General features: G+C 72.8%; 22 protein-coding genes. 13 read left to right on the forward strand and 9 right to left on the reverse strand.

Annotated elements, in window-relative coordinates; genetic code table 11:
- Positions 1-6 precede the first annotated feature (6 nt).
- From ACGF8B_RS03660 to ACGF8B_RS03675, 4 genes are all read right to left on the reverse strand, one after another.
- Positions 7-747: a hypothetical protein gene (locus ACGF8B_RS03660; RefSeq protein WP_392734368.1), complete on the reverse strand. Its 741-nt coding sequence runs from the start codon at positions 745-747 to the stop codon at positions 7-9.
- Complete coding sequence (locus tag ACGF8B_RS03665) at positions 735-1,349, reverse strand: SigE family RNA polymerase sigma factor (protein ID WP_342284711.1); 615 nt, start codon at positions 1,347-1,349, stop codon at positions 735-737. Before ACGF8B_RS03665 ends, ACGF8B_RS03660 begins: the two co-directional genes overlap by 13 nt.
- A 189-nt stretch (positions 1,350-1,538) precedes the next feature.
- The gene (locus ACGF8B_RS03670; RefSeq protein ID WP_124719462.1) at positions 1,539-2,441 is read right to left on the reverse strand and encodes an A/G-specific adenine glycosylase; all 903 of its coding nucleotides are present in this window, start codon (positions 2,439-2,441) and stop codon (positions 1,539-1,541) included.
- 144 nt (positions 2,442-2,585) lie between these two features.
- Positions 2,586-3,233, reverse strand: coding sequence for a phosphatase PAP2 family protein (locus tag ACGF8B_RS03675; RefSeq protein ID WP_392734371.1), 648 nt, complete (start codon positions 3,231-3,233; stop codon positions 2,586-2,588).
- 208 nt (positions 3,234-3,441) lie between these two features.
- On the opposite strand from ACGF8B_RS03675, the gene ACGF8B_RS03680 reads away from it, so the two are divergent.
- Positions 3,442-4,251 carry a hypothetical protein gene (locus ACGF8B_RS03680; RefSeq protein ID WP_392734373.1) on the forward strand — a complete coding sequence of 270 codons (810 nt, stop codon included), beginning with the start codon at positions 3,442-3,444 and terminating at the stop codon, positions 4,249-4,251.
- A 168-nt stretch (positions 4,252-4,419) separates the two neighbouring features.
- On the opposite strand, the gene disA is transcribed toward ACGF8B_RS03680, so the two are convergent.
- Together disA and radA are read right to left on the reverse strand one after the other, a co-directional pair.
- Complete coding sequence (disA, locus tag ACGF8B_RS03685; protein ID WP_266731937.1) at positions 4,420-5,544, reverse strand: DNA integrity scanning diadenylate cyclase DisA; 1,125 nt, start codon at positions 5,542-5,544, stop codon at positions 4,420-4,422.
- An 80-nt stretch (positions 5,545-5,624) separates the two neighbouring features.
- Positions 5,625-7,037, reverse strand: coding sequence for a DNA repair protein RadA (gene radA / locus ACGF8B_RS03690; RefSeq protein ID WP_342284716.1), 1,413 nt, complete (start codon positions 7,035-7,037; stop codon positions 5,625-5,627).
- A gap of 195 nt (positions 7,038-7,232) precedes the next feature.
- Here radA and ACGF8B_RS03695 point away from each other — a divergent pair, with 195 nt between their 5' ends.
- Positions 7,233-9,230: a hypothetical protein gene (locus ACGF8B_RS03695; protein WP_392734376.1), complete on the forward strand. Its 1,998-nt coding sequence runs from the start codon at positions 7,233-7,235 to the stop codon at positions 9,228-9,230.
- Between the two features lie 63 nt (positions 9,231-9,293).
- On the opposite strand, the gene ACGF8B_RS03700 is transcribed toward ACGF8B_RS03695, so the two are convergent.
- Positions 9,294-10,163 carry a hypothetical protein gene (locus ACGF8B_RS03700; protein WP_392734379.1) on the reverse strand — a complete coding sequence of 290 codons (870 nt, stop codon included), beginning with the start codon at positions 10,161-10,163 and terminating at the stop codon, positions 9,294-9,296.
- 40 nt (positions 10,164-10,203) lie between these two features.
- Here ACGF8B_RS03700 and ACGF8B_RS03705 point away from each other — a divergent pair, with 40 nt between their 5' ends.
- The 4 genes from ACGF8B_RS03705 (at position 10,204) to ilvD (ending at position 14,925) form a co-directional block, all read left to right on the forward strand.
- Positions 10,204-11,157 (forward strand): Ppx/GppA family phosphatase, encoded by a 954-nt coding sequence (locus tag ACGF8B_RS03705; RefSeq protein WP_392734381.1) that lies wholly within the window; start codon positions 10,204-10,206, stop codon positions 11,155-11,157.
- A 234-nt stretch (positions 11,158-11,391) separates the two neighbouring features.
- Entirely contained in the window at positions 11,392-12,219 is an 828-nt protein-coding gene (locus tag ACGF8B_RS03710; RefSeq protein WP_124719457.1) for a sugar phosphate isomerase/epimerase, read from the forward strand.
- Positions 12,216-12,905, forward strand: coding sequence for a TetR family transcriptional regulator (locus ACGF8B_RS03715; RefSeq protein ID WP_392734383.1), 690 nt, complete (start codon positions 12,216-12,218; stop codon positions 12,903-12,905). Before ACGF8B_RS03710 ends, ACGF8B_RS03715 begins: the two co-directional genes overlap by 4 nt.
- Before the next feature lie 169 nt (positions 12,906-13,074).
- Entirely contained in the window at positions 13,075-14,925 is a 1,851-nt protein-coding gene (ilvD, locus tag ACGF8B_RS03720) for a dihydroxy-acid dehydratase (RefSeq protein WP_392734385.1), read from the forward strand.
- Between the two features lie 96 nt (positions 14,926-15,021).
- Here the strand turns inward: ilvD and ACGF8B_RS03725 are convergent, their stop codons facing one another.
- Entirely contained in the window at positions 15,022-17,271 is a 2,250-nt protein-coding gene (locus tag ACGF8B_RS03725; RefSeq protein ID WP_392734482.1) for a serine/threonine-protein kinase, read from the reverse strand.
- Positions 17,272-17,395: 124 nt separating this feature from the next.
- Between ACGF8B_RS03725 and ACGF8B_RS03730 the strand changes: the two genes are divergently transcribed.
- The 6 genes from ACGF8B_RS03730 (at position 17,396) to proC (ending at position 22,172) form a co-directional block, all read left to right on the forward strand.
- Positions 17,396-17,728, forward strand: coding sequence for an SH3 domain-containing protein (locus ACGF8B_RS03730; protein WP_392734388.1), 333 nt, complete (start codon positions 17,396-17,398; stop codon positions 17,726-17,728).
- Positions 17,729-17,894: 166 nt separating this feature from the next.
- A complete protein-coding gene (locus ACGF8B_RS03735; RefSeq protein WP_392734390.1) occupies positions 17,895-18,416 on the forward strand; it encodes a hypothetical protein in 522 nt (173 codons plus the stop codon).
- Positions 18,417-18,760: 344 nt separating this feature from the next.
- Positions 18,761-19,666, forward strand: a complete 906-nt coding sequence (locus ACGF8B_RS03740; protein WP_392734393.1) for a class I SAM-dependent methyltransferase — start codon at positions 18,761-18,763, stop codon at positions 19,664-19,666.
- Positions 19,667-19,698: 32 nt separating this feature from the next.
- Positions 19,699-20,466: an ABC transporter ATP-binding protein gene (locus tag ACGF8B_RS03745; protein ID WP_392734394.1), complete on the forward strand. Its 768-nt coding sequence runs from the start codon at positions 19,699-19,701 to the stop codon at positions 20,464-20,466.
- Positions 20,463-21,287, forward strand: a complete 825-nt coding sequence (locus tag ACGF8B_RS03750; RefSeq protein ID WP_392734397.1) for an ABC transporter permease — start codon at positions 20,463-20,465, stop codon at positions 21,285-21,287. Before ACGF8B_RS03745 ends, ACGF8B_RS03750 begins: the two co-directional genes overlap by 4 nt.
- A gap of 75 nt (positions 21,288-21,362) precedes the next feature.
- Positions 21,363-22,172, forward strand: a complete 810-nt coding sequence (proC, locus tag ACGF8B_RS03755; RefSeq protein ID WP_392734399.1) for a pyrroline-5-carboxylate reductase — start codon at positions 21,363-21,365, stop codon at positions 22,170-22,172.
- A 42-nt stretch (positions 22,173-22,214) separates the two neighbouring features.
- On the opposite strand, the gene ACGF8B_RS03760 is transcribed toward proC, so the two are convergent.
- Positions 22,215-22,799: a cysteine hydrolase family protein gene (locus tag ACGF8B_RS03760; RefSeq protein ID WP_392734400.1), complete on the reverse strand. Its 585-nt coding sequence runs from the start codon at positions 22,797-22,799 to the stop codon at positions 22,215-22,217.
- 74 nt (positions 22,800-22,873) lie between these two features.
- On the opposite strand from ACGF8B_RS03760, the gene ACGF8B_RS03765 reads away from it, so the two are divergent.
- On the forward strand, positions 22,874-23,863 hold the full coding sequence (locus tag ACGF8B_RS03765; protein WP_392734402.1) for a GlxA family transcriptional regulator: 990 nt from the start codon (positions 22,874-22,876) through the stop codon (positions 23,861-23,863).
- Positions 23,864-24,170: the final 307 nt, after the last annotated feature.

The raw sequence follows: 24,170 nt of genomic DNA on the forward strand, positions 1-24,170 counted from the left end.
CTGCTCTCAGTTCCCCGCCGGCTCGGCGTCTCCTGGCAGAGCCGCTCCGCCGCTGCCGACGGCTCGGTTGAAGTCGTTGTGCACCCGGTCGTGCTCGTTGAACCGGTTGCCCGCCCAGCGGTAGGTGATCACTTCCTCGCCGGAGGGGTAGGCGACCGAGTCCTTCTTCTCGTACACCTGGGTCGTGACCACCAGATCACCGCGGTCGATGGTGCCGTAGACCGCGGGCTGCTCGATGGCGAACACGTTCTCGTACGAGCCGTTGCTCCGCGGGCGGTACACATAGGTGCCCACGCCCACCGAATCGCCGCAGGTCATCACGTTCACCACGACATCGGGGGAGGGGCCGCCGGTCACGGTGCCGTACGAGGTGTCCACCGGGTACTCGGACCCGGTGCAGGGCTTGAGATCCGTCCGGACCCGCTCGCTGACCTTGGGGTCCCGCTTGAGCAGTGCCACCGGGTCGATCCGCGAGGAAGGCCGGGCGGTGGAGGACGGCTCCCCGCTGGGCGTGACCTGGGCGACGGGCTGGGTGCCGGCCGGGCCTTCGTCCCGGGTGCCGGTGCCGCCGGTCGAGCAGCCGACGATGAGCAGCCCGAAGGCGGCGAGGCCGACCAGGGTCGTGGCGCTCGCCGCCCAGCCGGTCAGGATCCGGCCACGTCCGACGGTGGCCGCACGGCCACCGTCGTCTCTTCCACCGCCACGGTCGCCGCCGCCACCGTCGTCGCTGGCTGTCAGGCCGCGCAACGCTCCCGCCCCCGTTCGTCCATATGCCTGCCCGCCCGCGTCCGCGCACGCGCCGGAGCACGACCCGCGGCCGGGCGCCGCTCCTCGGCGAGCACGGTCTCCCGGTTCGCCGCCTCACGGCTCTCCAGCTCCTGGCGCAGCCGTGCCAGCGCACGGTGCAGCGTGCTCTTCACCGTACCGGCCGACATGCCGAGCGCGGCAGCCGTCTCCTCCGTACTCATCTGCTCCCAGTGTCGCAGCACGACGACACTGCGCTGCTTCGGAGCCAGTACGCCGAGCACGTCCATCAGCAGGGCGCGGTCGGCACGCTGCTCGGTGCCGTCCTCGACGCTCGCGTCGGGAAGCTGCTCGGTGGGAACCTCGTCCAGCTTGCGGGCCCGCCACCACTCGGTACGGGTGTTGATCATGACGCGGCGGAGATAGGCGTCGGCCAGGGACTTGTCGGCGATGCCGTCCCAGCGGCCGTACGTACGGACCAGGGCGGTCTGGAGCAGGTCCTGCGCGTCCACAGGGTCGGGGACCAGACGTCGCGCGCTGCGCAGCAGCGCGTCGTGCCGAGTGCGTACGTAGTCCTCGAATTCGAGCACCTCGCCGTGCGCCATTCCAACCGCCTCCGTCCCCGTGTATCCCCGTAGAGCCGCCGCCGGCCATCGTTCGGCCGGGCTGACGGAGAAGACGCTACGGAGCTGTTGTCACGGGGCTGTGCGGAGCAGCCATACGCCGACGCACGGCTGTCCATCGGTTGTGTAACAGCGGAGGGGAGCGGAGCGGGTATGGGGCGGGTACGGAGCTCAGCTCAGCGGCAGCCGGTACTGCCCGCCGGCCAGCGGTTCGACCAGGCCGTCGGCGACCAGGCCGTCCAGTGCGCGGGCGCGTTGCACCGGCTCGTCCCACACCGCGTCGAGCGCCGACTGCGGCACCGGTGTCATGGCGTCCCGCAACACGGCGAGCAGCCGCCCGCGCACCTGCCGGTCGGTGCCGGCGTAGGTCTGGCCGCGCCGCGGGGGCCCCTGGTGGGCGGGCTTCCCGGCCAGCCGCCAGGCGCACTGCCCGGAGATCGGGCACCGGTTGCAGTCCTCGTTCTTCGCGGTGCAGACGAGGGCGCCGAGCTCCATCGTCGCGGCGGCCCAGCGGGCCGCCCGTTCGTCCTCCTCGGGCAGGAGCGCGCGGGCGAGCTTGCGCTCGGCGGCGGTGGTCGCGTTCGGCGGGTACTGGATCCCGGACGCGGCCCGGGCGAACACCCGGCGGACGTTGGTGTCGAGCACGGCGTGCCGCTGTCCGTACGCGAACGAGGCCACGGCCGCCGCGGTGTACTCACCGATCCCGGGCAGTGCGAGCAGCTGACCGTGCTCGCTCGGTACGTCGCCGCCGTGCCGCTCCGTTATGGCCTGCGCGGCCCCGTGCAGGCGGAGCGCCCGGCGGGGGTAGCCGAGCCGGCCCCAGGCACGGACCGCCTCGCCGGGCGGCTCGGCGGCCAGGTCGGCGGGGCGGGGCCAGCGGGCCAGCCACTGTTCGTACACCGGGAGGACCCGGTTCACGGGGGTCTGCTGCAGCATGAACTCGCTCACCATCACACCCCAGGCGCCCGCTTCGGGGCGGCGCCAGGGCAGATCGCGGGCGTGCTGGTCGAACCACCCGATGACGGGAGAGTGGAGGGAGGCGGGGGGCGTCTGTGTCGCAGTCATGGCAGTCATCGCACCGCCGATCCTGGCACGGAAGCGCGGACGACGGATGAGCGCACGGTGGTGTCGCGCCTTGTGAGGGCCCTTGGGGTGATAATGCCACCCGTCCGCGCCCCGGTCGTCCGGCAACCGGCCCAAGCGGGCGCCCCCGGGCCGTCAGTGCCGCTTCCCCCGTCGCCGGGAGCGGCGGGCCGGCGCCGCGCCCGGCCCCGAGGCCCAGGCCGCCAGCGGCGCCCCGCTGCTCCGTACCGTCCGGGCGAGCGACTCCGCCGGGCGGCGCAGTACGGCGACCGCCAGGGCCGAGACGGTGGCCCCCAGCAGCAGCCCGACCGCCACGTCGTGCGGATAGTGCACACCGACGAAGACCCGGGAGAAGGCCATCAGCAGGGCCATCGGCACGGTGAGCCAGGCCAGCCGGGGGCGGGCGATCGCGAGGGCGACCGCCGCCGCGCCGGCGATCGCGGAGTGGTTGCTGGGGAAGGACCAGTCGCCCGTCGGCGGGCAGGTCACCAGCGAGGCCGCCGCCCCGGCGACCGACCGGCACGGGCGCTCCTCGTCCACCACCGACTTGAGCACCTCGCTGACCACATAGCCGAAGGCCGTCGCGACGGGCGCGAGCACCGCCAGTGCCAGGGCGCCGTCGCCCAGGCGCCGGGCACGCCACCACCCGGTGATGAACAGGACACCGAAGAGGAGGAGTCCGAGCTCCGTCCATATCTCGGCCAGATGCTGCACCCATGACGGCATGTCATGTGCGAAGTCGGTGATGTCCCGGTAGAGGGGCGCGGTGACTGAACTATCCATGTGACAGAGGGTAGTCAATGAAACCTGGTGTTCATCCGGGCGTCGTCCGGCGGTCAACCCGGCGGGCGGTGAGGAAGCCGTTCGGACGGTCAACTGGGCGCCTGTACGGGGCCGAAACGGGCTGTCCGTGATGATGATCCGTAAAACTTGCGGCTCCGGGCGGCGGGTGGGGCGGGAGTTGGCGCCGATCTCTCGTACAGTTTGAGCCGTGGGATCTTTGCGTAATCCGATCGGTCCGCTTCCCTCCACCATCTACTGGCGACGGAGGGCCGTAGCGGCGACGCTCGTTGCGCTGCTCGCGCTGCTGATCGTGTGGGTCGTCACCTCGGGCGGGGACAAGAAGAGCAAGGACGACTCCCGCCCCGCCGGTTCGGGCCCCGTGCAGGAGATCACGCCGGGCCCCGACGGATCGGGCCCGGCCATCAGCCAACAGCCCGGCGGGCGCGACGAGTCGGACGACTCGGGCGGCGGCTCGGGCGACGGCGGTACGGACGCGGGTTCCGGCGGCGGTCCCGGCGGCGGCGGTACGGGCGCGGGCGGCGGCTCGGACGCCGGGTCCGGCGGTGCGAGCGGCGGCGGTACGGCAGGCCAGCAGGTCCCGGCCTCCTCCTCGCTCCCGGACTGCACCCCCACGGCAATCCGGTTGAGCCTGAGCACCGAACTCGAATACGCCCCCGGCGAGAAGCCGAAGTTCGAACTGGTCGTCAAGAACACCTCGGCCACCACCTGCAAGGCCGACCTCGGGCCCAAGAGCGCGGTGCTCACCATCACCGAGGCCGGCGGCGACGACGACCAGGTGTGGTCCTCCAAGGACTGCCCGCGCAACGCGGCCGGGCTGCTGCTGAAGGTCCCGGCGGGCGCGACCGTCGTCCACACCGTGGAGTGGGACCGCAGGAAGAGCTCCCCGCAGTGCGCGACGCCGCCCGCGGGAACGGCGGCGCCCGGCACGTATCTGGTCGAGGCGAAGGCTCCGGGCGAGCCGGTGCAGCGCGCCTCGTTCGTCCTCGCGAAGGACTGAGCGGCGCGAGGACGACGGCGTCGCACACGGCCCCGCCGCCGGGGCCGGCCGAGCAGACGCGGTGGGGCCCGGCAGACGGTGCGGGACCCGGCAAACGCGGTAGGGCCCGGTCTCCCGGGCCCCGGTCGTTCTGTCCGCGCCGACTGCTGGACGACTGCCGGACGACTGCTACACGTAGCGTTCGAGGATCGACGACTCGGCCAGCCGGGACAGCCCCTCGCGCACGCTGCGCGCCCGCGCCTCGCCGACGCCGTCCACCGTCTGGAGGTCGTCCACGCTGGCGGCGAGCAGCTTCTGCAGACCGCCGAAGTGCTCCACCAGCCGGTCGATGATCGCCCCGGGCAGCCGCGGCACCTTGGCCAGCAGCCGGAAGCCGCGCGGCGAGACCGCCGAATCCAGCGTCTCGGGCGAGCCGCTGTAGCCCAGGGCCCGTGCCACGACCGCGAGTTCGAGCAGCTCGGTGTGGGAGAGCGCGTCCAGCTCGGTCAGCGCCTCGGCGACCGTGCGGGACCGCTTGGCGGTCGGCTCCGGCACGTAGTCGCGCACCACCAGCTCGCGCTCCGGCTCGACACCCGCGATCAACTCGTCCAGCTGGAGCGAGAGAAGCCGGCCGTCGGTGCCCAGCTCGACCACATACTCCGCGATCTCGGTCGCGATCCGGCGGACCATCTCCAGCCGCTGCGCGACGGCCGTCACGTCCCGGACCGTCACCAGGTCCTCGATCTCCAGCGCGGAGAGCGTGCCCGCGACCTCGTCGAGCCGGAGCTTGTAGCGCTCCAGGGTGGCGAGGGCCTGGTTGGCGCGGGAGAGGATCGCGGCGGACTCCTCCAGGACCCGGCGCTCCCCGTCCACGTACAGCGCGATCAGACGCATCGACTGGGAGACCGAGACGACCGGGAAATTGCACTGCTTGGAGACCCGGTCCGCGGTGCGGTGCCGGGTGCCGGTCTCCTCGGTGGGGATGGAGGCGTCCGGCACCAGCTGCACGCCGGCGCGCAGAATCTTGGTCATGTCCTTGTCGAGGATCAGCGCGCCGTCGAGCTTGGCCAGCTCGCGCAGGCGGGTCGCGGTGAACTCCACGTCCAGCACGAATCCGCCGGTGCACATCGACTCGACGGTCTTGTCCATGCCGAGCACGATCAGCCCGCCGGTGTTGCCGCGGAGGATGCGCTCCAGGCCGTCCCGCAGCGCCATTCCGGGCGCCACGGCGCTCAGCGAGGCGCGCATGAGCGCCTCATTACCGGTGCCTTGGCCGGACTTTCCGGGCGATGCTGCCCGGTCGTTGGCTGCCACTGCACTCCTCCGGTCACAGGTTTGCGGTGCCCTTACGTCCCTCGTACCGTTCGTACGGACGGGCGAGACCAGGGCAAAGTCTACCGGCGTGCGCCCTCCTCCTGGGGGGCCTGTGCCCGAGACCGGCGCGGGAGGACTCTCAGGGCGTCGCCCATGTTGGCGACTTCTGTGACCTTCATACCGGCCGGGACCTTGCCCGGATCGCTCGGAACCAGGGCGTGCGTGAAGCCCAGGCGGTGCGCCTCGGCCAGCCTGCGCTGGACCCCCGTGACCCTTCTGACCTCGCCCGCGAGGCCCACCTCGCCGATCGCCACCAGGTTCTTCGGCAGGGGGGTGTCGCTCGCGGCACTGGCCAGCGCCAGTGCCACCGCGAGGTCCGCGGCGGGCTCGGAGAGCTTCACACCGCCGACCGTCGCGCTGTAGATGTCCCGCTTGCCCAGCGAGCTGATCCGGCCGCGCTGCTCCAGGACCGCGAGCATCATCGAGACCCGGGACGTCTCCAGACCGGAGGTGGTGCGCCGGGGCGAAGGGATCTGGGAATCGACCGTCAGCGCCTGCACCTCGGCGACGAGCGGCCGCTTGCCCTCCAGGGTGACGGTCAGGCAGGTGCCGGGCACGGGCTCGTCGCGCCGGGTGAGGAAGAGCCCGGAGGGGTCGGCGAGGCCGGTGATGCCCTCGTCGTGCAGCTCGAAGCAGCCCACCTCGTCGGTCGCGCCGTACCTGTTCTTGACGCCCCGTACGAGCCGCAGGCGGGCGTGGCGGTCGCCCTCGAAGGAGAGCACCACGTCGACGAGGTGCTCCAGCAGCCGGGGACCCGCGATCGCCCCCTCCTTGGTGACATGGCCGACCAGGAGCGTCGACATGCCGCGCTCCTTGGAGGCCCGGATGAGCGCGCCGGCGACCTCCCGGACCTGCGCCATGCCGCCCGGCGCCCCGTCGATCTCGGGCGAGGCGACGGTCTGCACGGAGTCGAGGATGAGCAGCGAGGGCTTGACGGCGTCGAGATGGCCGAGGACCGCGGACAGGTCGGTCTCGGCGGCCAGGTACAGATGGTCGTTGATCGCCCGGATCCGGTCGGCGCGCAGCCGCACCTGGCTCGCGGACTCCTCGGCGGTGACGTAGAGCGTGCGGTGCTCGTCGCTCGCGGCCTTGGCGGCAACGTCCAGCAGCAGGGTCGACTTGCCGACGCCGGGCTCGCCCGCGACGAGCACCACGGCACCCGGCACGAGGCCGCCGCCGAGCACCCGGTCCAGTTCGCCGACGCCGGTGGACCGGGCGGTGGCCTGCCGGCTGTCGACCTGGCCGATGGGGAGCGCGGCGGTGCTGACCCGGCCGGCCGCGGTGGTCCGCACGGCGGGGGCGCCGCCGAACTCCTCGACCGTCCCCCACGCCTGGCATTCGGGGCAGCGGCCGAGCCACTTGGCGGTCGTCCAGCCGCATTCGGTGCAGCGGTAGGACGGCCGGTCCTTCGCGGATTTCGTACGGGCAGCCATGGCGCAACCGTATAGGTGAGGTACGACAACGCCGCCGGGCCCGGCCGGAAGGCGGGCGTGCGCCCGCGCCAGAGGCGTGGCACTTCCGGCGGAATAGGTAATTCCTGTCCCCTTTTGAGGGATACGTTCACCCGTAAGGATTAAAAGTGCTCAAGGGGAGCGAAAGGTGTGCCCTCCGCTGCCTACGGTCGCAAGGTGACGAGCAGCGGTCTGGAGCCACCCACGCAAGCCACCGGCGCACACCGGGCGCGGCACGATGCGCCCCGTCTCTCGGCGCACTCATCTCCGCGTCGCCCGCCCGCCCGGTACGAGCCGCATCTCGACGGCCTGTTCACCTACTGCCTCTCCGTGCTCTGCGACCACGACGCGGCCACCGAGGCGCTCGGCGGTGTGCTCGCGATCGCGGAACGGCAGGACGGCCGGTGCCCGGCAGGTGAGGAGGAACGTAAATCCTGGCTGTACGCGCTGGCCAGATGGATGTGTCTGCGCAGGCTCGCCGAGCAGAAGGCCGGGCAGGGCAAGGGCCGCCAGGCGCACCGGCACAAGGCCGGGAAGCAGCCGGGCAGGCTCTCCGTGAAACAGGCGAAACAGACGAAGCCGATGTCGCACTCCAAGCCGGTGTCGCAGTCCACGCCGGCATCGCACTCCAAGCCGGTGTCGACGTCCAAGCCGTCCAAGCCGTCCAAGCCGTCCAAGCAGGACACGAAGCGGGCGGGCGGGCCTCCGGGCAAACAGCCCTCGGGCGGCGCGGTCGTCCAGGGGGCGCGCGCCGTACGCCGTACGCCTCCGGCCGTCGCCGCGCAGACCCCCGCCCCCGCCGCGGTCGTACCGGGCGGCGCCCCCACCGGCCCCGCCCGCGCCCCCGTGACCGAGGCCGCCGCCGAGGCGCACCGCCGCGAACTGGCCCAGCTGGCCTGGCCCGAGGCCGCGGGCACCACCCCCGAGCAGCGCGAGGCGCTCGAACTCGCCGTACGCCACCGCCTCGCCCCGCGCGCCGTCGCCTCCGTCCTGGGCCTCGAACCGGCGACCGCCCGTGAGCTGCTGGCCGCCGCCGCCTGCGAGGTGGAGCGCACCCGCGCCGCCCTCGCCGTCGTGGAGACCGGCAACTGCCCCACCGTCGCCCGGCTCACCGGCGGACGCGCCCTGCTCTCCGCCGCCCTGCGCCGCGAGCTCGTCCGCCACGTCGACGACTGCCCCCGCTGCCGCAGGGCCGCCGAACGGGCCGGTGCGGAGGGCCCCTGGCCCGGCGCCGCGGTCACCGCGGCCGCCGCGCTGCCGGTCGTCGAGGCGCCCCGGCCGTCGGCGTACGTCGCGATGGTCCACGCCCGCCGGAACCGCTCCGGTGGCCCGCGCTTCGACCGGGCGGGCTTCCCCATGGACCCGAAGGACCACGCCGCGCGCCGGGACCGGCTGAGGGCCAGGGTCGTGACGACGACGGTGGTGGCGACGGTCGTGGCCGCCCCGGTGATCGCGCTGTGGACCGCGTACCGGGGCGCGCCGCTGACCGGCGAGGGCCATGAGGGCTCGTCGGTCACCGCCACCGAGAGCGACGCCCGGCACGAGCTCGACGACGGAGCGGAAGGCCACTACGAGAACGCGGGCAACGCCCGGCCCCAGCCCGGTGCCCGCTTCGACGACGGCCGCGCTCCGGACGTCTCTGCGGAGGTGATCGGCTCGGGTCCGGGCGGGGACGGCGTCGGCGGGCTCACCGTCGAGGCCCGCTCGTCCGGCGGCCGGACCCTGATCCGGCTGACCGCGTCGGGCGGCGCGCCGGTCGCCTGGTCGGCCCGCGCCGACGTGTCCTGGGTGCGGCTGAGCAGTTACTCGGGCACCCTCGCCGCGGGCGAGAGCGTCACGCTCCACGTCCTCGTGGACCACCGGCGTGAACCGGCAGGCCCGTGGAGCGCGCGCATCGCCCTCGCCCCGTCGGGTTCGGCGGTGGTGATCCGGGGGCACGGCGCGACGTGGCCCTCGCCCGGCGGTCCGGGGCACCCGACCGCCACCCCCGGGCCTTCGCGGCCGCCCGCGTCCTCCCCGGACCCCTCGTCGTCGGCCGGTCCGCCGACCGGCCCGGGCGACCCCACGCCGACCCCGTCGGACCCGGGCCCGACCGATCCGTCACCGTCCCCGGACCCGACCGGACCCACGCCCACCACCGACCCGGGACCGGGTACGCCGCCCCCGGCCGGCTGAGCCCCGCGTACGCCGCGGCTCCCTCACGTACGTCCCCGCGTCCTCACGTACGTCCCCGCGCCCTCACGCCGGGCCGGCCGGAGGGGCCGGGTCCGCGGGGTGCGGTGCCATCGGCAACAGCGTGGCGAGCCGCTCCTCGCACAGCTCGACGAGGCGGTCGTACGCCTCCTTGCCCATCATCTCGACGAGCTCGGGCCGGTACGAGACGTACACCGGCTCCCCGGCCCCGTGCGCCGAGGTCGCCGAGGTGCACCACCAGTGCAGATCGTGGCCGCCCGGGCCCCAGCCCCGGCGGTCGTACTCACCGATCGACACCTGGAGGATCCGGGTGTCGTCGGGCCGGTCGATCCAGTCGTACGTGCGCCGGACCGGCAGCTGCCAGCAGACGTCCGGCTTGGTCTCCAGGGGCTCCTTGCCCTCCCGCAGCGCCAGGATGTGCAGGGAGCAGCCCGCGCCTCCGGCGAATCCGGGCCGGTTCTGGAAGATGCACGAGCCCTTCCAGCGCCGGGTCTGGCGTTCCCCGTCGTCGTCGACCTGGACCCAGCCCGTCTCCGTACCGACGTCGTGGAACTGCCACAGGTCGGGGGTCAGCCGTTCGACGTGGCCCGCCACCCGCTTCTCGTCGTCCTCGTCCGAGAAGTGCGCGCCCAGCGTGCAGCAGCCGTCGTCCGCGCGGCCCGCCTGGATGCCCTGGCAGCCGCTGCCGAAGATGCAGGTCCACCTGGAGGTCAGCCAGGTCAGGTCGCAGCGGAAGATCTGTTCGTCGTCCCCCGGGTCCGGGAACTCGACCCAGGCGCGTGCGAAATCGATCCCCGTCTCGTCGTCGGACCGGTTCGGTCCGTTCGCTTCCGGTGCTTCCTGTTGCCGCATCTCCTGCTTCGTTCTCTGCTTCTTCGTGTTTTTGCCCGGCTTCGCCTTTTTCGTCTTTGGCACGCGCCAAGGGTAAGTCCGAGGTCCCGGTAGCGTTCGCTGTATGAGACTCGGAGTCCTCGACGTGGGTTCGAACACGGTGCATCTGCTGGTGGTGGACGCGCACCCCGGCGCACGCCCGCTGCCCGCGCACTCGCACAAGGCGGAGCTGCGCCTGGCCGAACTGCTCGACGAGGACGGGGCGATCGGTCCCGAGGGTGTGGACCGGCTGGTGGCCACGGTGGCCGACGCGCTCCAGGCCGCGGAGGACAAGGGGTGCGAGGACGTCCTGCCGTTCGCCACGTCGGCGGTGCGGGAGGCGAGCAACGCCGATCAGGTGCTGACCCGGGTGCGGGAGGAGACCGGGGTCGACCTCGCCGTCCTGAGCGGCGCGGAGGAGGCCCGGCTCACCTTCCTCGCCGCGCGCCGCTGGTTCGGCTGGTCGTCGGGCCGGCTGCTGGTCCTGGACATCGGGGGCGGTTCGCTGGAGATCGCGTACGGCGTGGACGAGGAACCGGACGCCGCGGTCTCGCTGCCGCTCGGGGCCGGCCGGCTCACCGCCGGATGGCTGCCGGGCGATCCGCCGGACCCGGCCGAGGTGAAGGCGCTGCGCCGCCATGTCCGGGCCAGGATCGCCCGCAGCGTCGGGGAGTTCACCCGGCTCGGGCGCCCGGACCATGTCGTGGCCACGTCCAAGACCTTCAAGCAGCTCGCCAGGATCGCGGGCGCCGCACGTTCCACCGAGGGTCTGTACGTCCAGCGCGCCCTCACCCGCAAGTCGCTGGAGGAGTGGGTGCCGAAGCTGGCGGCGATGACCACCGAGCAGCGCGGCGGTCTGCCCGGCGTCTCCGAGGGCCGGGCCGCGCAGCTGCTCGCCGGGGCGCTGGTCGCGGAGGGGGCCATGGATCTGTTCGGGGTCGAGGAGCTGGAGATCTGCCCCTGGGCGCTGCGCGAGGGCGTCATCCTGCGCCGCCTGGACCATCTGCCGACGCAGGAGCCGGCCGCGCTCGGCGGCTGAACGCGCCGGAGCGGGCGCGGGGCGGGGCGGGGGCGGGGCGGGCTCGGGGGCCTGCGGCGCACTGCCCCGGCGTGCACCACCACGTGCGCCGTCATGCGGCATCCCGCTGTGCGCCGTCATGCGGTATCCCGCTGTGCGCCGATATGGGGCATCCGGCTGTGCGCTGTCATGGGGCATCTCACTTTCCGACCGGACCCCCTCGGCGGGGCGTACCACTGCCCGTACGCTGTCCCAGTGGCAGAACCAGTGGTGCGCATCCCGGATGCGAAGGTCGCCCTGTCGACGGCTTCCGTCTACCCGGAGTCGACGGCGACGGCCTTCGAGATCGCCGCGCGCCTCGGTTACGACGGTGTCGAGGTCATGGTGTGGACCGACCCCGTCAGCCAGGACACAGAGGCACTGCGGCGGCTCTCCGACTACCACCAGGTGCCGATTCTCGCCGTCCACGCGCCCTGTCTGCTGATCACCCAGCGCGTCTGGTCCACCGATCCGTGGGTGAAGCTCCAGCGGGCCCGTGCCGCGGCGGAGAAGCTCGGGGCGACGACCGTGGTCGTCCACCCGCCGTTCCGTTGGCAGCGCAATTACGCGCGCGACTTCGTCACCGGCATCTGGCGGATGGCGGACGAGACCGATGTGCGGTTCGCCGTGGAGAACATGTACCCCTGGCGCTACCGGGACCGCGAGATGCTGGCGTACGCCCCCGACTGGGACGTCACCAACGACGACTACCGCCACTTCACCGTGGACCTCTCGCACACCGCGACGGCCCGCACGGACGGCATGGCGATGGTCGAGCGGATGGGTGACCGGCTCGCCCACATCCACCTCGCCGACGGCAAGGGCTCCAACAAGGACGAGCACCTGGTGCCCGGCCGGGGTGACCAGCCCTGTGCCGAACTTCTGGAGCACCTGGCCCGCACCGGCTTCGACGGCCATGTCGTCATCGAGGTCAACACCCGCCGCGCCATGTCCACCGCCGAACGCGAGGCCGATCTGGCGGAGGCGCTGGCCTTCACCCGGCTCCACCTGGCGTCGTCCCCGACCCGAGCGCCGCGGCCATGACAGGCGGCTCCCCGGACGGTCCCGGTTCCGCGGACGGTCCCGGTTCCACGGACGGTCCCGGTTCCACGGAAGGCTCCGGCCCCTCCAGCCCCAAGCGCCGCGGCCGCCCCTCCCGTACCGCCGACACCACCGGACCCGACGCGCGCACCCGCATCCTGGAGGCGGCCCGCACCGAATTCGCGGAGCGCGGGTACGACAAGACATCGGTCCGGGGCATCGCCAAGGCGGCGGGTGTCGACTCCGCACTCGTCCACCACTACTTCGGTACGAAGGACGAGGTCTTCGCGGCAGCCATCGAGCTGTCCTTCGAGCCGGCCCTGGTGATCCCGGACGTCCTCGGCAACGGCACGGACGGCCTGGGGGAGCGGCTGGCCCGCTACTTCATCGCCGTATGGGAGAACCCGGCGTCCAGGGCCCCGCTGCTCGCGATCATGCGATCCGCGCTGACGCACGAGGCGGCGGCGAAGGTCCTGAGGGGCTTCGTGCTGCGCCGGCTCCTGGAGCGCGTCGCGGAGGCGCTGGACGTACCGGACGCCACCTTCCGCGCGGAGCTGGCGGCTTCGCACCTGATCGGGATCGCGATGCTCCGCTACGTGATCCGGGCGGAACCGCTCGCCTCGGCGGACCCGGAGAAGATCGTCGAGATGGTCGCGCCGACGCTCCAGCGCTATCTGACGGAGTCCTGAGCTTCGCGGGTACGGGCTCCCGCCGCCTCTCCGCGCACCGCCCGTCCGCCCGGGCGTCCACCGACCACGCACCGAGCATTTCATCCCGCATTTCGGACACTGTGTCCAGATCTTGGAGCCGGAGGCGTACGCTCGGAGGCAGTCTTAAACGTCGAAGGAGCGAGAGACGATGCCCCAGCTGAGGTCCCGCACTGTCACCCACGGCCGCAACATGGCGGGCGCCCGCGCCCTTATGCGGGCCTCGGGCGTAGCCGGCGAGGACATCGGCAAGCCGATCATCGCGGTCGCCAACTCCTTCACCGAGTTCGTCCCCGGCCACACCCACCTGGCCCCGGTCGGCCGGATCGTCTCCGACGCCATCAAGGCCGCGGGCGCCGTGCCGCGTGAGTTCAACACCATCGCCGTCGACGACGGCATCGCGATGGGCCACGGCGGGATGCTCTACAGCCTCCCCTCCCGCGACCTGATCGCCGACTCCGTCGAGTACATGGTCGAGGCGCACTGCGCGGACGCGCTGATCTGCATCTCCAACTGCGACAAGATCACCCCCGGCATGCTGATGGCGGCGATGCGCCTCAACATCCCGACGGTCTTCGTCTCCGGCGGCCCGATGGAGGCCGGCAAGGCCACCCTGGTCGACGGCACGGTCCGCAAGCTCGACCTGGTCAACGCGATCAGCGACGCCGTCGACGAGAGCATCTCGGACGAGGACATCCTCCGTATCGAGGAGAACGCCTGTCCCACCTGCGGCAGCTGTTCCGGCATGTTCACCGCCAACTCGATGAACTGCCTGACCGAGGTCCTCGGCCTCTCCCTCCCCGGCAACGGCTCCGTCCTCGCCACGCACACCGCCCGCAGGGCGCTGTACGAGGACGCCGGCCGCACGGTCGTCGACATCACCCGGCGCTATTACGAGCAGGACGACGAGACGGTCCTGCCCCGCTCCATCGGCACCCGTGCCGCGTTCGACAACGCGATGGCGCTGGACATCGCGATGGGCGGCTCCACCAACACGATCCTGCACCTGCTCGCCGCGGCGCAGGAGGCCGAGCTGCCCTACGACCTCGCCGACATCGACGCGGTCTCGCGCCGCGTCCCCTGCCTGTCGAAGGTCGCCCCCAACGTGGCCCCCGGCGGCACGTACTACATGGAGGACGTCCACCGGGCCGGCGGCATCCCCGCCCTCCTCGGTGAGCTGCACCGCGGCGGCCTGCTCAACGAGGACGTGCACTCGGTCCACTCCGACTCCCTCGCCCAATGGCTGAAGGACTGGGACATCCGCGGCGGCTCCCCCTCCCCGGAGGCCGTCGAGCTGTGGCACGCGGCCCCCGGATGCGTCCGTTCCGCGACCGCTTTCTCGCAGTCGGAGCGCTGGGAGACCCTCGACCTGGACGCGGCCGGCGGCTGCATCCGCGACCTGGCGCACGCCTACTCCAAGGACGGCGGCCTCGCGGTCCTCAAGGGGAACCTCGCCGAGGACGGCTGTGTCGTGAAGACGGCGGGTGTCGACGAGTCGATCTGGACCTTCGAGGGCCCGGCGGTCGTCTGCGAGTCGCAGGACGAGGCCGTCGACAAGATCCTCCGCAAGGAGATCAAGGAGGGCGACGTCGTCGTCATCCGCTACGAGGGTCCGCGCGGCGGCCCCGGCATGCAGGAGATGCTCTACCCGACCTCCTTCCTCAAGGGCCGCGGCCTCGGCAAGAGCTGCGCCCTGGTGACCGACGGCCGCTTCTCCGGCGGTACGTCGGGCCTGTCCATCGGCCACGCCTCGCCGGAGGCCGCGTCGGGCGGCACCATCGCGCTGGTCGAGGACGGCGACCGGATCAGGATCGACATCCCGAACCGCTCGATCGAGCTCCTCGTCCCCGAGGCCGAGCTGGCCACCCGCCGCGAGGCGCTGAACGGCGCGTATGCGCCGAAGAACCGCGAGCGCAAGGTCTCGGCCGCGCTGCGCGCCTACGCGGCGATGGCGACGAGCGCGGACCGGGGCGCGGTGCGCGACGTGTCCAGGCTCGGCTGACCGGCCCGCCGGCAGGACGTGTCCCTGCCCGGCTGACGTACAGACGGACAGGCGGGCAGCCCGACAGCCCGACAGGCCACCGGACCCCGCCCGCTCTCACCAGCGGGCGGGGTCCTGCCCGTCCACGGCGAACACGGACCCGTCGGGCGCGGTCCCGAAGACGGTCCGCCCGGCGGCGACCGGGGCGGGCAGCGCCGAGGAGTACGTGAGCCTCCCGTTGCGCAGCCGGGGCGCCGTCTGGCCCAGCAGCTTTCCGTGCTCGGTGTCCACGGCAAGCAGCCGCCCGTCCGCCGCCGAGAAGTACAGCCGGCTCCCGGCGGCGAGTACGGGCGCGGACGTCCGCCCGGCGGCGGTCTCCAGCTGCCAGCGGACCGCCTCGCCGCCGGCCGGGCGGGTGTCCACGGCGACCAGCGTCCCGCCGTGCGCCAGCAGATAGGCGGTGTCCCCGCCCATCACGACCTCCGGTTCGTTCATCCGGAACGGCAGCGCCGTCCGTACGGCACGTCCCCGCGCCGGGTCGTAGCGGACCAGCCCGACGGTCTGGGCGTCCCCGTTCATGGATGTCAGGACGAGCGCGCCGTCCGAGGTCCCCACCGGGGTCAGCATCCCGTCCAGCCGTCGCTGCCAGGCGGTGTGCCCCGTCGTGACGTCGACGGCGGTGACCAGCGTGGAGGATCCGTACGCCGAGTGCTCGAAGGCGTAGGCCAGCCCGGTGCCCGCGTCGTACAGCGCGTAGTCCGGGCGCTGGTGCCCGGCGAGCGCGTGGCGCCAGAGGGACACCCCGGTCGCGGAGTCCAGCGCCTCGGTCGCGCCGTCCCCGGCCACCAGCAGCAGCGTGTCACCCGCGCCGAAGGGGGTGCCCAGATACGGGGAGAGATCCGCGTCCCAGACCTGCTCGCCCTTGGCGGGGTCGTACGCCCGGAGCTTCCCGCCCGGCACCGCCGTATGCACCAGACCGCCGGAGACCGACACCACGCCTGCCGCCGGGGCGTCCGCCTCGGCGCGACGGGACCACAGCACCCGGCCGTCCGCCGGATCCAGCCGGGAGACACCGATGCCGCCGGTCGCGCAGTACAGCGCCGCGGGCGGGCCGGACGCCTCCGTCGCGGAGCCGCCCGTATCCGTCCCGGAGCCGCCCGCGGGGGAACAGACCGGCGTCGATCTGCCGGTGGTCCGCAGCGCGGTCCGCCACGGCGCGAACTCCTCCGCCGAGTCCTTCGACCCGCCCTGGCCGCCGGAGCCGCCCGATCCGCCGGAGCCGCCCCCGGCACCGACGGCCCACACCCCGCCGGCCCCCATGACCAGCAGCGCCGCGGTGGCCGCCAGCCACCGCCGCTTGTTGCCGCCGCCGAACGCGGACGTCTTCCCGTCCCGCCCCGCCGCCCCGCCCACATGGGTATCGGCTTCCGCGCCGGCGCGTGCCCCGGCCTCCGGGACGAGGGCCACCGCGACCCCGGCATCGGTTCCCGCCCCGGCGGGAGCCGGCCGCCGCTGCGACGGTATGAACGCGGCGGCCTCGTACGAGGGCGGCCGCAGTGTCGTCATGATCTCGTCCGGGGTGGGCCGCCCGGCGGGGTCCTTCGTCAGACACTGCCCGATCAGTGGTGCCAGGTCCGCCGGCACCCCCGCCAGATCTGCCTCGTCGTGCACCACCTGGTAGGCCACGATGTACGGGCTGTCCGAGTCGAAGGGCCCCCGGCCGGTCGCCGCGTGGACGAGCACCGCCCCCAGGGCGAACACATCGGCGGCGGGCCCGACCTCGCGCGGCCGCTGGAACTGCTCGGGCGCCATGTACGGCGGCGAGCCGATCAGCTTGCCGGTCTCGGTGCGCAGATCGCTGTCGTACGGCCGGGAGATCCCGAAGTCGATGACCTTGGGCCCGGAGTCGGAGAGCAGCACGTTGCTCGGCTTGAGGTCGCGGTGGATGACACCGGCCCGGTGGATGTCCCGCAGCGCCTCGGCGAGCCCCGCCGTCAGCCTGCGCAGTTCGGCCGGCGCCATCGGCCCGTTCCGCTTCACCTGGTCGGCGAGGGTGGGGCCGGGTACGTACAGGGTGGCCATCCACGGCCGTGCGGCATCCGGGTCGGCGTCGACGACCGACGCCGTGAAGGCGCCGCTCACCCGCCGGGCCGCCCCGACCTCCTGCCGGAAACGTGCCCTGAACTCCGGGTTCGCCGCGTACTGCCGGTGCACCACCTTGACGGCGAGTTGCAGCCCGGAGGCGGAGCGCGCCAGGTGCACGACTCCCATGCCGCCCGCGCCGAGACGTGCCTCAAGACGGTACTGCCCGGCGTACTCCGGATGCTCCGCTTCCGGATTGGCTCCGGTACCTCGCAGCGGCGGCATCGCCCACCCCCGTGTGTTCGTCCGCAAGCGCGACGCACGGAGCCTAGTCGATGGTGCGTGCGATCCGGATGGGGCTTGTAGCCTGCGCGTCGTACACACCGAACTCTCAACGGGGGAGGGCCTCATGGCCATGGACGAGCACACAGACACCGCGAGCGACACCGCGACCGACGTCTCCGAGGACGTGGTGGCGGCCGGTTCCGACGACGTCACCCGGTACCCGATCGCGCCCGGCTACCGCGTCAACGTCCGCACCGGACCGGGCACCAAGTACGGGATCGTCAGGACCCTCCCGTACGGAATGAGGATTCCGGTCTACTGCCAGAAGCCGGGGGAGCGGGTCACCGGCCCGTACGGCACCTCGAACATCTGGGACAACATCGCCAACGGCCAGTTCGTGGCGGACGCCTACGTCCACACGGGCAGCGACGGCTACATCGCGCCGCGCTGCGACTGACCGCGCCGCGCTGCGACTGACCAGTACGGCGACGGGGCCGCGACCGCGACAGGGCCGATACGGCGACGGGGTCGCGGCCGCGACGGGGCCGATACGGCGACGGGGTCGCGGCCGGAACGGTGACCGGCGCGTCCAGGCCCGCGACCGCCCGGGGATAATCGACTTCGTGAGCGAGAACAGCGAAGCCCCCGGTTCCGGCACGCCCGGCCCGCAGCCCGAGCCCCTGCGCTTCTTCGGTACGACCTGGGTCGACCACAGCGGGGGCTACGGGCTGCGACGCGCCGGGGCGGCGGTCGGCTCGCTGGCCGCCGCGGTCGTCGCCTGCTTCGTGCTCCGGTTCGCCTACCAGGGGCTCCAGATCGCCGATGTCGGCAGTTTCGTCGGCGTCCTGGTGGTGCTGATGTTCGCCATCTGCAGCGCCATCGCCTTCCGCAAGACCTGGGAGGGGTTCAGCCGCCGCCCCGCCGACCCGGCGCGCGAGGCCAATCTGCGCGGCCTCAAGACGATCGGCTTCGTCGGCTCGCTGATCGCGTACTTCCTCCGTACGTTCCGGGAGGCACCGGGCGAGCAGCTGCACCGCTCGGAGTACGAGACGGCCCTGGCCCGCTACGAGAAGCGCCGCTCGTCCCGCACCGGAAACCCGGCAGCCCGGAAGACGGCCAAGGGCAAGCGCCCCAAGCGCAAGTAGGCCCCCAGGGACGAGCCACCCCGTCCGCCCCCGCGCCCGTTTCCGCCCCCGTGTGATCCCGCGCCGCCCTCGTGTGATCCCACGCCGGCCCCGCGCCCGCTCCACCTCATTTCGCCCCGTCCCGCGCACCTGCCCTCTCCTGCGCCTGCGTCCGTCCCGCGCACCTGCCTCCTCCTGCGCCTGCGTCCGTCCCGCGCACCTGCCTCCTCCTGCGCCTGCGCCCTCCCGCGCCCGCCTGCACTCACGCCCGCCCGCGCGCCCGCTCACCCGCCCGGCGAAAGCACCGGCGTACGCCCCCGACGAAAGCACCGGCGCACACCCTTGGCGCGAGTCACGATGAACCCATGGTTCCCGCTGACGCCCACCTGCCCCCCGCCTCCGCCTCCACTCCCGCCTCCGCCTCCGCCTCCACTCCCGCCTCCGCCTCCACCTCCGCCTCCACTCCCACCCCCGCCGCCCCGGCCTCCCCGCTCAGGCCCGACCCGGCCCCGCCCCGCGCGCTCTCCTTCGACCGCGCGGCAGCCCAGTACGCCGCAGCCCGCCCCGGCTACCCGCCCGCGCTCTTCGACGCGGTCGAGGAACTGGCCCACCGCCCCCTGCGCGGCGCCCGCACCGTCGACGTGGGCGCCGGCACGGGCATCTCCACCCGGCTCCTCCACGAGCGGGGCGCCCTGGTCACCGCCGTGGAACCGGGCGCCGGCATGGCGGAGGAGCTCCACCGCTCACACCCCGCACTGCCCGTCGTACGCGGCGACGGCAACCGCCTCCCGCTCGCCTCCGGATCCGCCGACCTGATCACGTACGCCCAGTCCTGGCACTGGACGGACCGGACACTCGCCACCGCCGAGGCACTGCGCGTCCTCCGCCCCGGTGGCGCCCTCGCCCTCTGGTGGAACGTCTCCGACCACTCCGTCCCCTGGATCGACGAGCAGGACGCCCGCCTCCGCCGTTTCCTCGGCGCCGGTGACTCCGCCCACGGCTCGCCCGTCCGCTCCCGCGACCTCCCGTCCGGGCTCGAATTCACGCACCGCCGGCTGCCCTGGACCCGGCGGGTGTCCCTCGACACCCACCTCGCCAACCTGGGCAGCCACTCCGCCTTCCTCGTCCTCGGTGCGGAACCCGCGCAACGCTTCCTCGCCGAGGAGCACGCCCGGCTCGCGGAACTCTTCCCGGACGGCATGGTCGAGGAGAGCTACGCGGTCGAGCTGAGCGTGGCCGTGAGCCCCGGCGCGCCACCGCCCACCCCTTGACGGACCGACACCCCGGGATGAATATTCATCACATGATGAATTATCCCGGTGCTGCCATCGAGGCCCGCGGCCTCACGGTCGTACGAGGCGATCGCACCGTCCTGCGTGCCATCGACTTCACCGTCGAACCCGGCAGGATCACCGGCCTCCTGGGCCCCTCCGGTTGCGGGAAATCGACCCTGATGCGAGCCGTCGTGGGCACCCAGGCCAAGGTCACCGGCGCTCTCGACGTGCTCGGCAGCCCCGCGGGCCACCCCGCGCTCCGTCCGCGCATCGGGTACGTCACCCAGGACCCTTCCGTCTACAGCGACCTGACGGTCCGGCAGAACCTCGACTACTTCGCGGCAGTCCTCCGGCCCGGCCGCCGACAGCGCGACGCCCGCCGCGCCGCCGTCACCCGCGTCATCGCCGAGGTCGACCTGACCGGCCACGCCGACGCCCTCGCCGGCACCCTCTCCGGCGGCCAGCTCGCCCGCACCTCCCTGGCCGTGGCCCTGCTCGGCACCCCGGAACTCCTGGTCCTCGACGAACCCACCGTGGGCCTGGACCCCGTGCTCCGGCGCGACCTGTGGAACCTCTTCCACCGCCTCGCCGACGAGCACGGCACCACGCTCCTCGTCTCCTCCCACGTCATGGACGAGGCCGAGCGCTGCCACCGTCTGCTCCTCATGCGCAAGGGCGAGATCCTCGCCGACGGCACCCCCGACGCCCTGCGTACCGCCGCCCGCGCGGCCACCGTCGAAGAGGCGTTCCTCCACCTGGTCGACCAGGCCGCCACCCGTCAGGAGCCCACCCGATGAGCACGACCCCCACCCCGGCCCCGGTCCCGAACCCGACCCCCACCCCGCCCCCGACACCGCCCCCGGCGACCGCCACCCCGCTCCTGAGCCCGGCCCGCACCCTCGCCACCGCCGCCCGGGTCCTGCGCCAGCTCGGCCACGACCCCCGCACCGTCGCCCTGCTGCTCCTGGTCCCGGTCGTGCTGATCACCCTGCTCCGGTACGTGTTCGACGGCACTCCCCGCACCTTCGACGCCATCGGCGCCTCGCTGCTCGGCATCTTCCCGCTGATCACGATGTTCCTGGTGACCTCGATCGCCACCCTGCGCGAACGGACCTCCGGCACCCTCGAACGCCTCCTCGCGATGCCGCTCGGCAAGGGCGACCTGATCGCCGGCTACGCCCTCGCGTTCGGCGCCGTGGCGATCGTCCAGTCCCTCCTGGCCACCGCGGTCTCGGTCTGGGCACTGGGCCTGGACGTCATCGGCTCCCCGTGGCTGCTGCTCCTGGTCGCCCTGCTCGACGCGCTGCTCGGCACGGCGCTGGGCCTGTTCGTCTCCGCCTTCGCCGCGTCCGAGTTCCAGGCCGTCCAGTTCATGCCCGCGGTGATCTTCCCGCAGCTCCTGCTCTGCGGACTGTTCATCGCCCGCGACCGCATGGCCCCCGCCCTCGAAGCGATCTCGAACGTGCTGCCCATGTCGTACGCGGTCGACGGCATGAACGAGGTACTCGGCCACCCCGACATCACCGGCGACTTCGTCCGCGACGTACTGATCGTGGCGGGCTGCGCCGTTCTCGTACTCGCCCTCGGGGCCGCCACCCTCCGCCGCCGCAGCGCCTGACCGGGCCGGTGCGAGGATGGCGGACACGAGCACCGAGCACCGAGAACCGTCAGTACAGCCCGGAGGGTGAACCACATGACCCAGACAGTCGCAGTCCTCGGCACCGGCAAGATCGGCGAGGCACTGCTCAGCGGCATGATCCGGGCAGGCTGGCGCCCGGCGAACCTGCTGGTCACCACCCGCCGCTCCGAGCGCGCCGAGGAACTCCACAACCGCTACGGCGTCGACTCCGTCAGCAACGCCGAGGCCGCCGGCCGCGCCGACATCCTCATCCTCGCGGTCAAGCCCCAGGACATGGGCCGGCTCCTGGACGAGCTAGCCGGGCACATCACCCCCGACAGCCTGGTCATCAGCGCGGCCGCGGGTATCACGACCGCCTTCATCGAGGACCGCCTCGCCGCGAACACCCCGGTCGTACGCGTCATGCCGAACACCCCCGTCCTCGTCGACGAGGGCATGTCCGTCATCTCGGCCGGCAGCCACGCCACCACCGACCACCTCGCCGCCGCCGAGGCGATCTTCAAGGGTGTCGGCAAGACCCTCCGCGTCCCCGAGTCCCAGCAGGACGCGGCGACCGCCCTGTCCGGATCGGGCCCCGCGTACTTCTACTTCCTCGTCGAGGCCATGACCGACGCCGGCATCCTGCTCGGCCTGCCCCGCGCCCAGGCCCACGACCTGATCGTCCAGGCCGCCATCGGCGCCGCGGTGATGCTCCGCGACAGCGGCGAACACCCCGTCAAGCTGCGCGAAGCCGTCACCAGCCCGGCCGGCACCACCATCAGCGCCATCCGCGAGCTGGAGAACCACGGCGTACGGGCCGCCCTCATCGCCGCCCTGGAAGCCGCCCGCGACCGCAGCCGCGAGCTCGCCTCCGGCAACGGCTGACCCGTAACGGCAACGGCTGACCCGTACCGACGCACGGCCGAACTACCCCGCGGCGGCGATCAGCTCCGCGCTGCGCACCACCTTCGCGAACCCACCGCCGTGCAACGACACGGCGGTGGCCCGCGCCAGCTCGTCCGCGCTCTGCGTCCACCCCCACGGCCCGGTCAGGTCGAAGGTGTGCGTCGCGTCCAGCGGGACGAACACCTCGTACCCGAGGTTCCCGCCCATCCGCGCCGTCGTCTCGACGCACATATTGGTCTGGATCCCGACGACCACGAGCTGCCGGATCCCGCTCCGGTCCAGCCACTCCTTGAGGTCGGGCGTCCCGTAGAACGCGGAGTTCACGCTCTTCGTCAGCAGCAGCCCGGGTCCGTCGCCCTTCCCGCGCCGCTCCTCCACGTACCCCTTGAAGCCGTTCCCCGGCTGCCCCGCCCGCAACGGCGAATCCGGCTCGGACGAGTCGTGCCGTACGAACACCACCGGCCGCCCGCCCGACTGCCAGGCATCGATCAGCCCCGCGATGTTCCGATCCGCCTCCGGGTTGTTCCGAGGCCCCCAGTACGCCTCCTCCTCGAAGCCTTCCTGCACGTCCACCACGATCAGCGCCGCGTTCTCTGCGATCTCCATACGAACGATCCTGCCGCCCGACACGCCCACGCCCCAGAGGTCACAAAGCCATCGACCGATGCTTTACTGCCACGATGGCGACCACCCCCGACCCCACCCGCATCGCGCTCGTCGCCTTTCCTGGCGTACGTGCCTTCGACGTCTCGGTCATCACGGAGGTCTGGGGAGTCGACCGCACCGACCGCGGCGTCCCGCCCTTCGAGCTGCGCCGCACCGCCGCGGAAGCGGCCCCCATCGCGCTGCGCGGCGGCCTCTCCCTCACCCCGGACCGCACCCTCGCCTGGCTCGCCCACGCCGACCTCATCGTCGTCCCCGGCCTCGACGACCACCTGGCCCCGGCCCCCGCCCCGGTCCTCGCGGCCCTGCGCCGCGCCCACACCCGAGGCACCCCGGTCGCCTCCCTGTGCGGAGGCGCCTTCACACTCGCCCGGGCCGGACTTCTGGACGGCCGCCGAGCAGTCACCCACTGGCGCCTCACCGACGACCTCCGCGCCGGCCACCCCGAGGCGAAGGTGACCCAGGACGCCCTCTTCCTGCACGACGACAACATCTGGACGTCGGCCGGCACCGCCGCCGGCATCGACCTCTGTCTCCACCTCGTACGCACGATGCACGGCGCCGAGACCGCGGCCACGATCGCCCGTTCGATGGTCACGGCCCCGTTCCGCACCGGTACCCAGGCCCAGTTCATCGAGCACCCCACCCCCCGAGCCGACCGCGACGCCGACGCCCTCGCCGCCGTACGCGCCTTCGTCCTGGCCCATCTGGCCGAACCGCACACGGTTGCCGCGCTCGCCGCCCGCGCCGGAATGTCCCCCCGCTCCTTCGCCCGCCACTTCCAAGCCACCACCGGCACGACCCCGCTCCGCTGGCTGATCATCCAACGCATCGCCGCAGCTCAGAAGCTCCTCGAACGCACCGACCTCCCCCTCCCCGAGGTAGCCCGCCGCACCGGCTTCGGCAGCGAGATCACCATGCGCCAGCACTTCGCCACCCACCTGTCCACCAGTCCCCGTGACTACCGCCTGGCCTTCCACCGGCATCCGGGCCCCGACCGGGGTTGACACACCCGCCCCGCATCCGTAGTGTGCTCCGAGTTGTCCGACGTGAGCGCCGACTCCGGTCGGTCCCCGGACAGCCAATCCGCAGTAACCACATCTGACCAGCGACATCTGTCGCCGGACTTTCTGTGCGCATTTGCGGAATGAGGAATCCGCGTTCGAAGGAACGCGACCCCGATTAGCGTCGGGGCCGAGGATTCCGCTAAAGTCTCACTCGTCGGAACGGCCCAACGGCCGGGAAGACAAACCCCGCTGACTGGGAATCAGGCCCGAAAGGATCTGATAGAGTCGGACTCGCCGGAAAGGGAAA

The organism is Streptomyces sp. NPDC047917, assembly GCF_043204345.1.
Taxonomy (GTDB): domain Bacteria; phylum Actinomycetota; class Actinomycetes; order Streptomycetales; family Streptomycetaceae; genus Streptomyces; species Streptomyces sanglieri.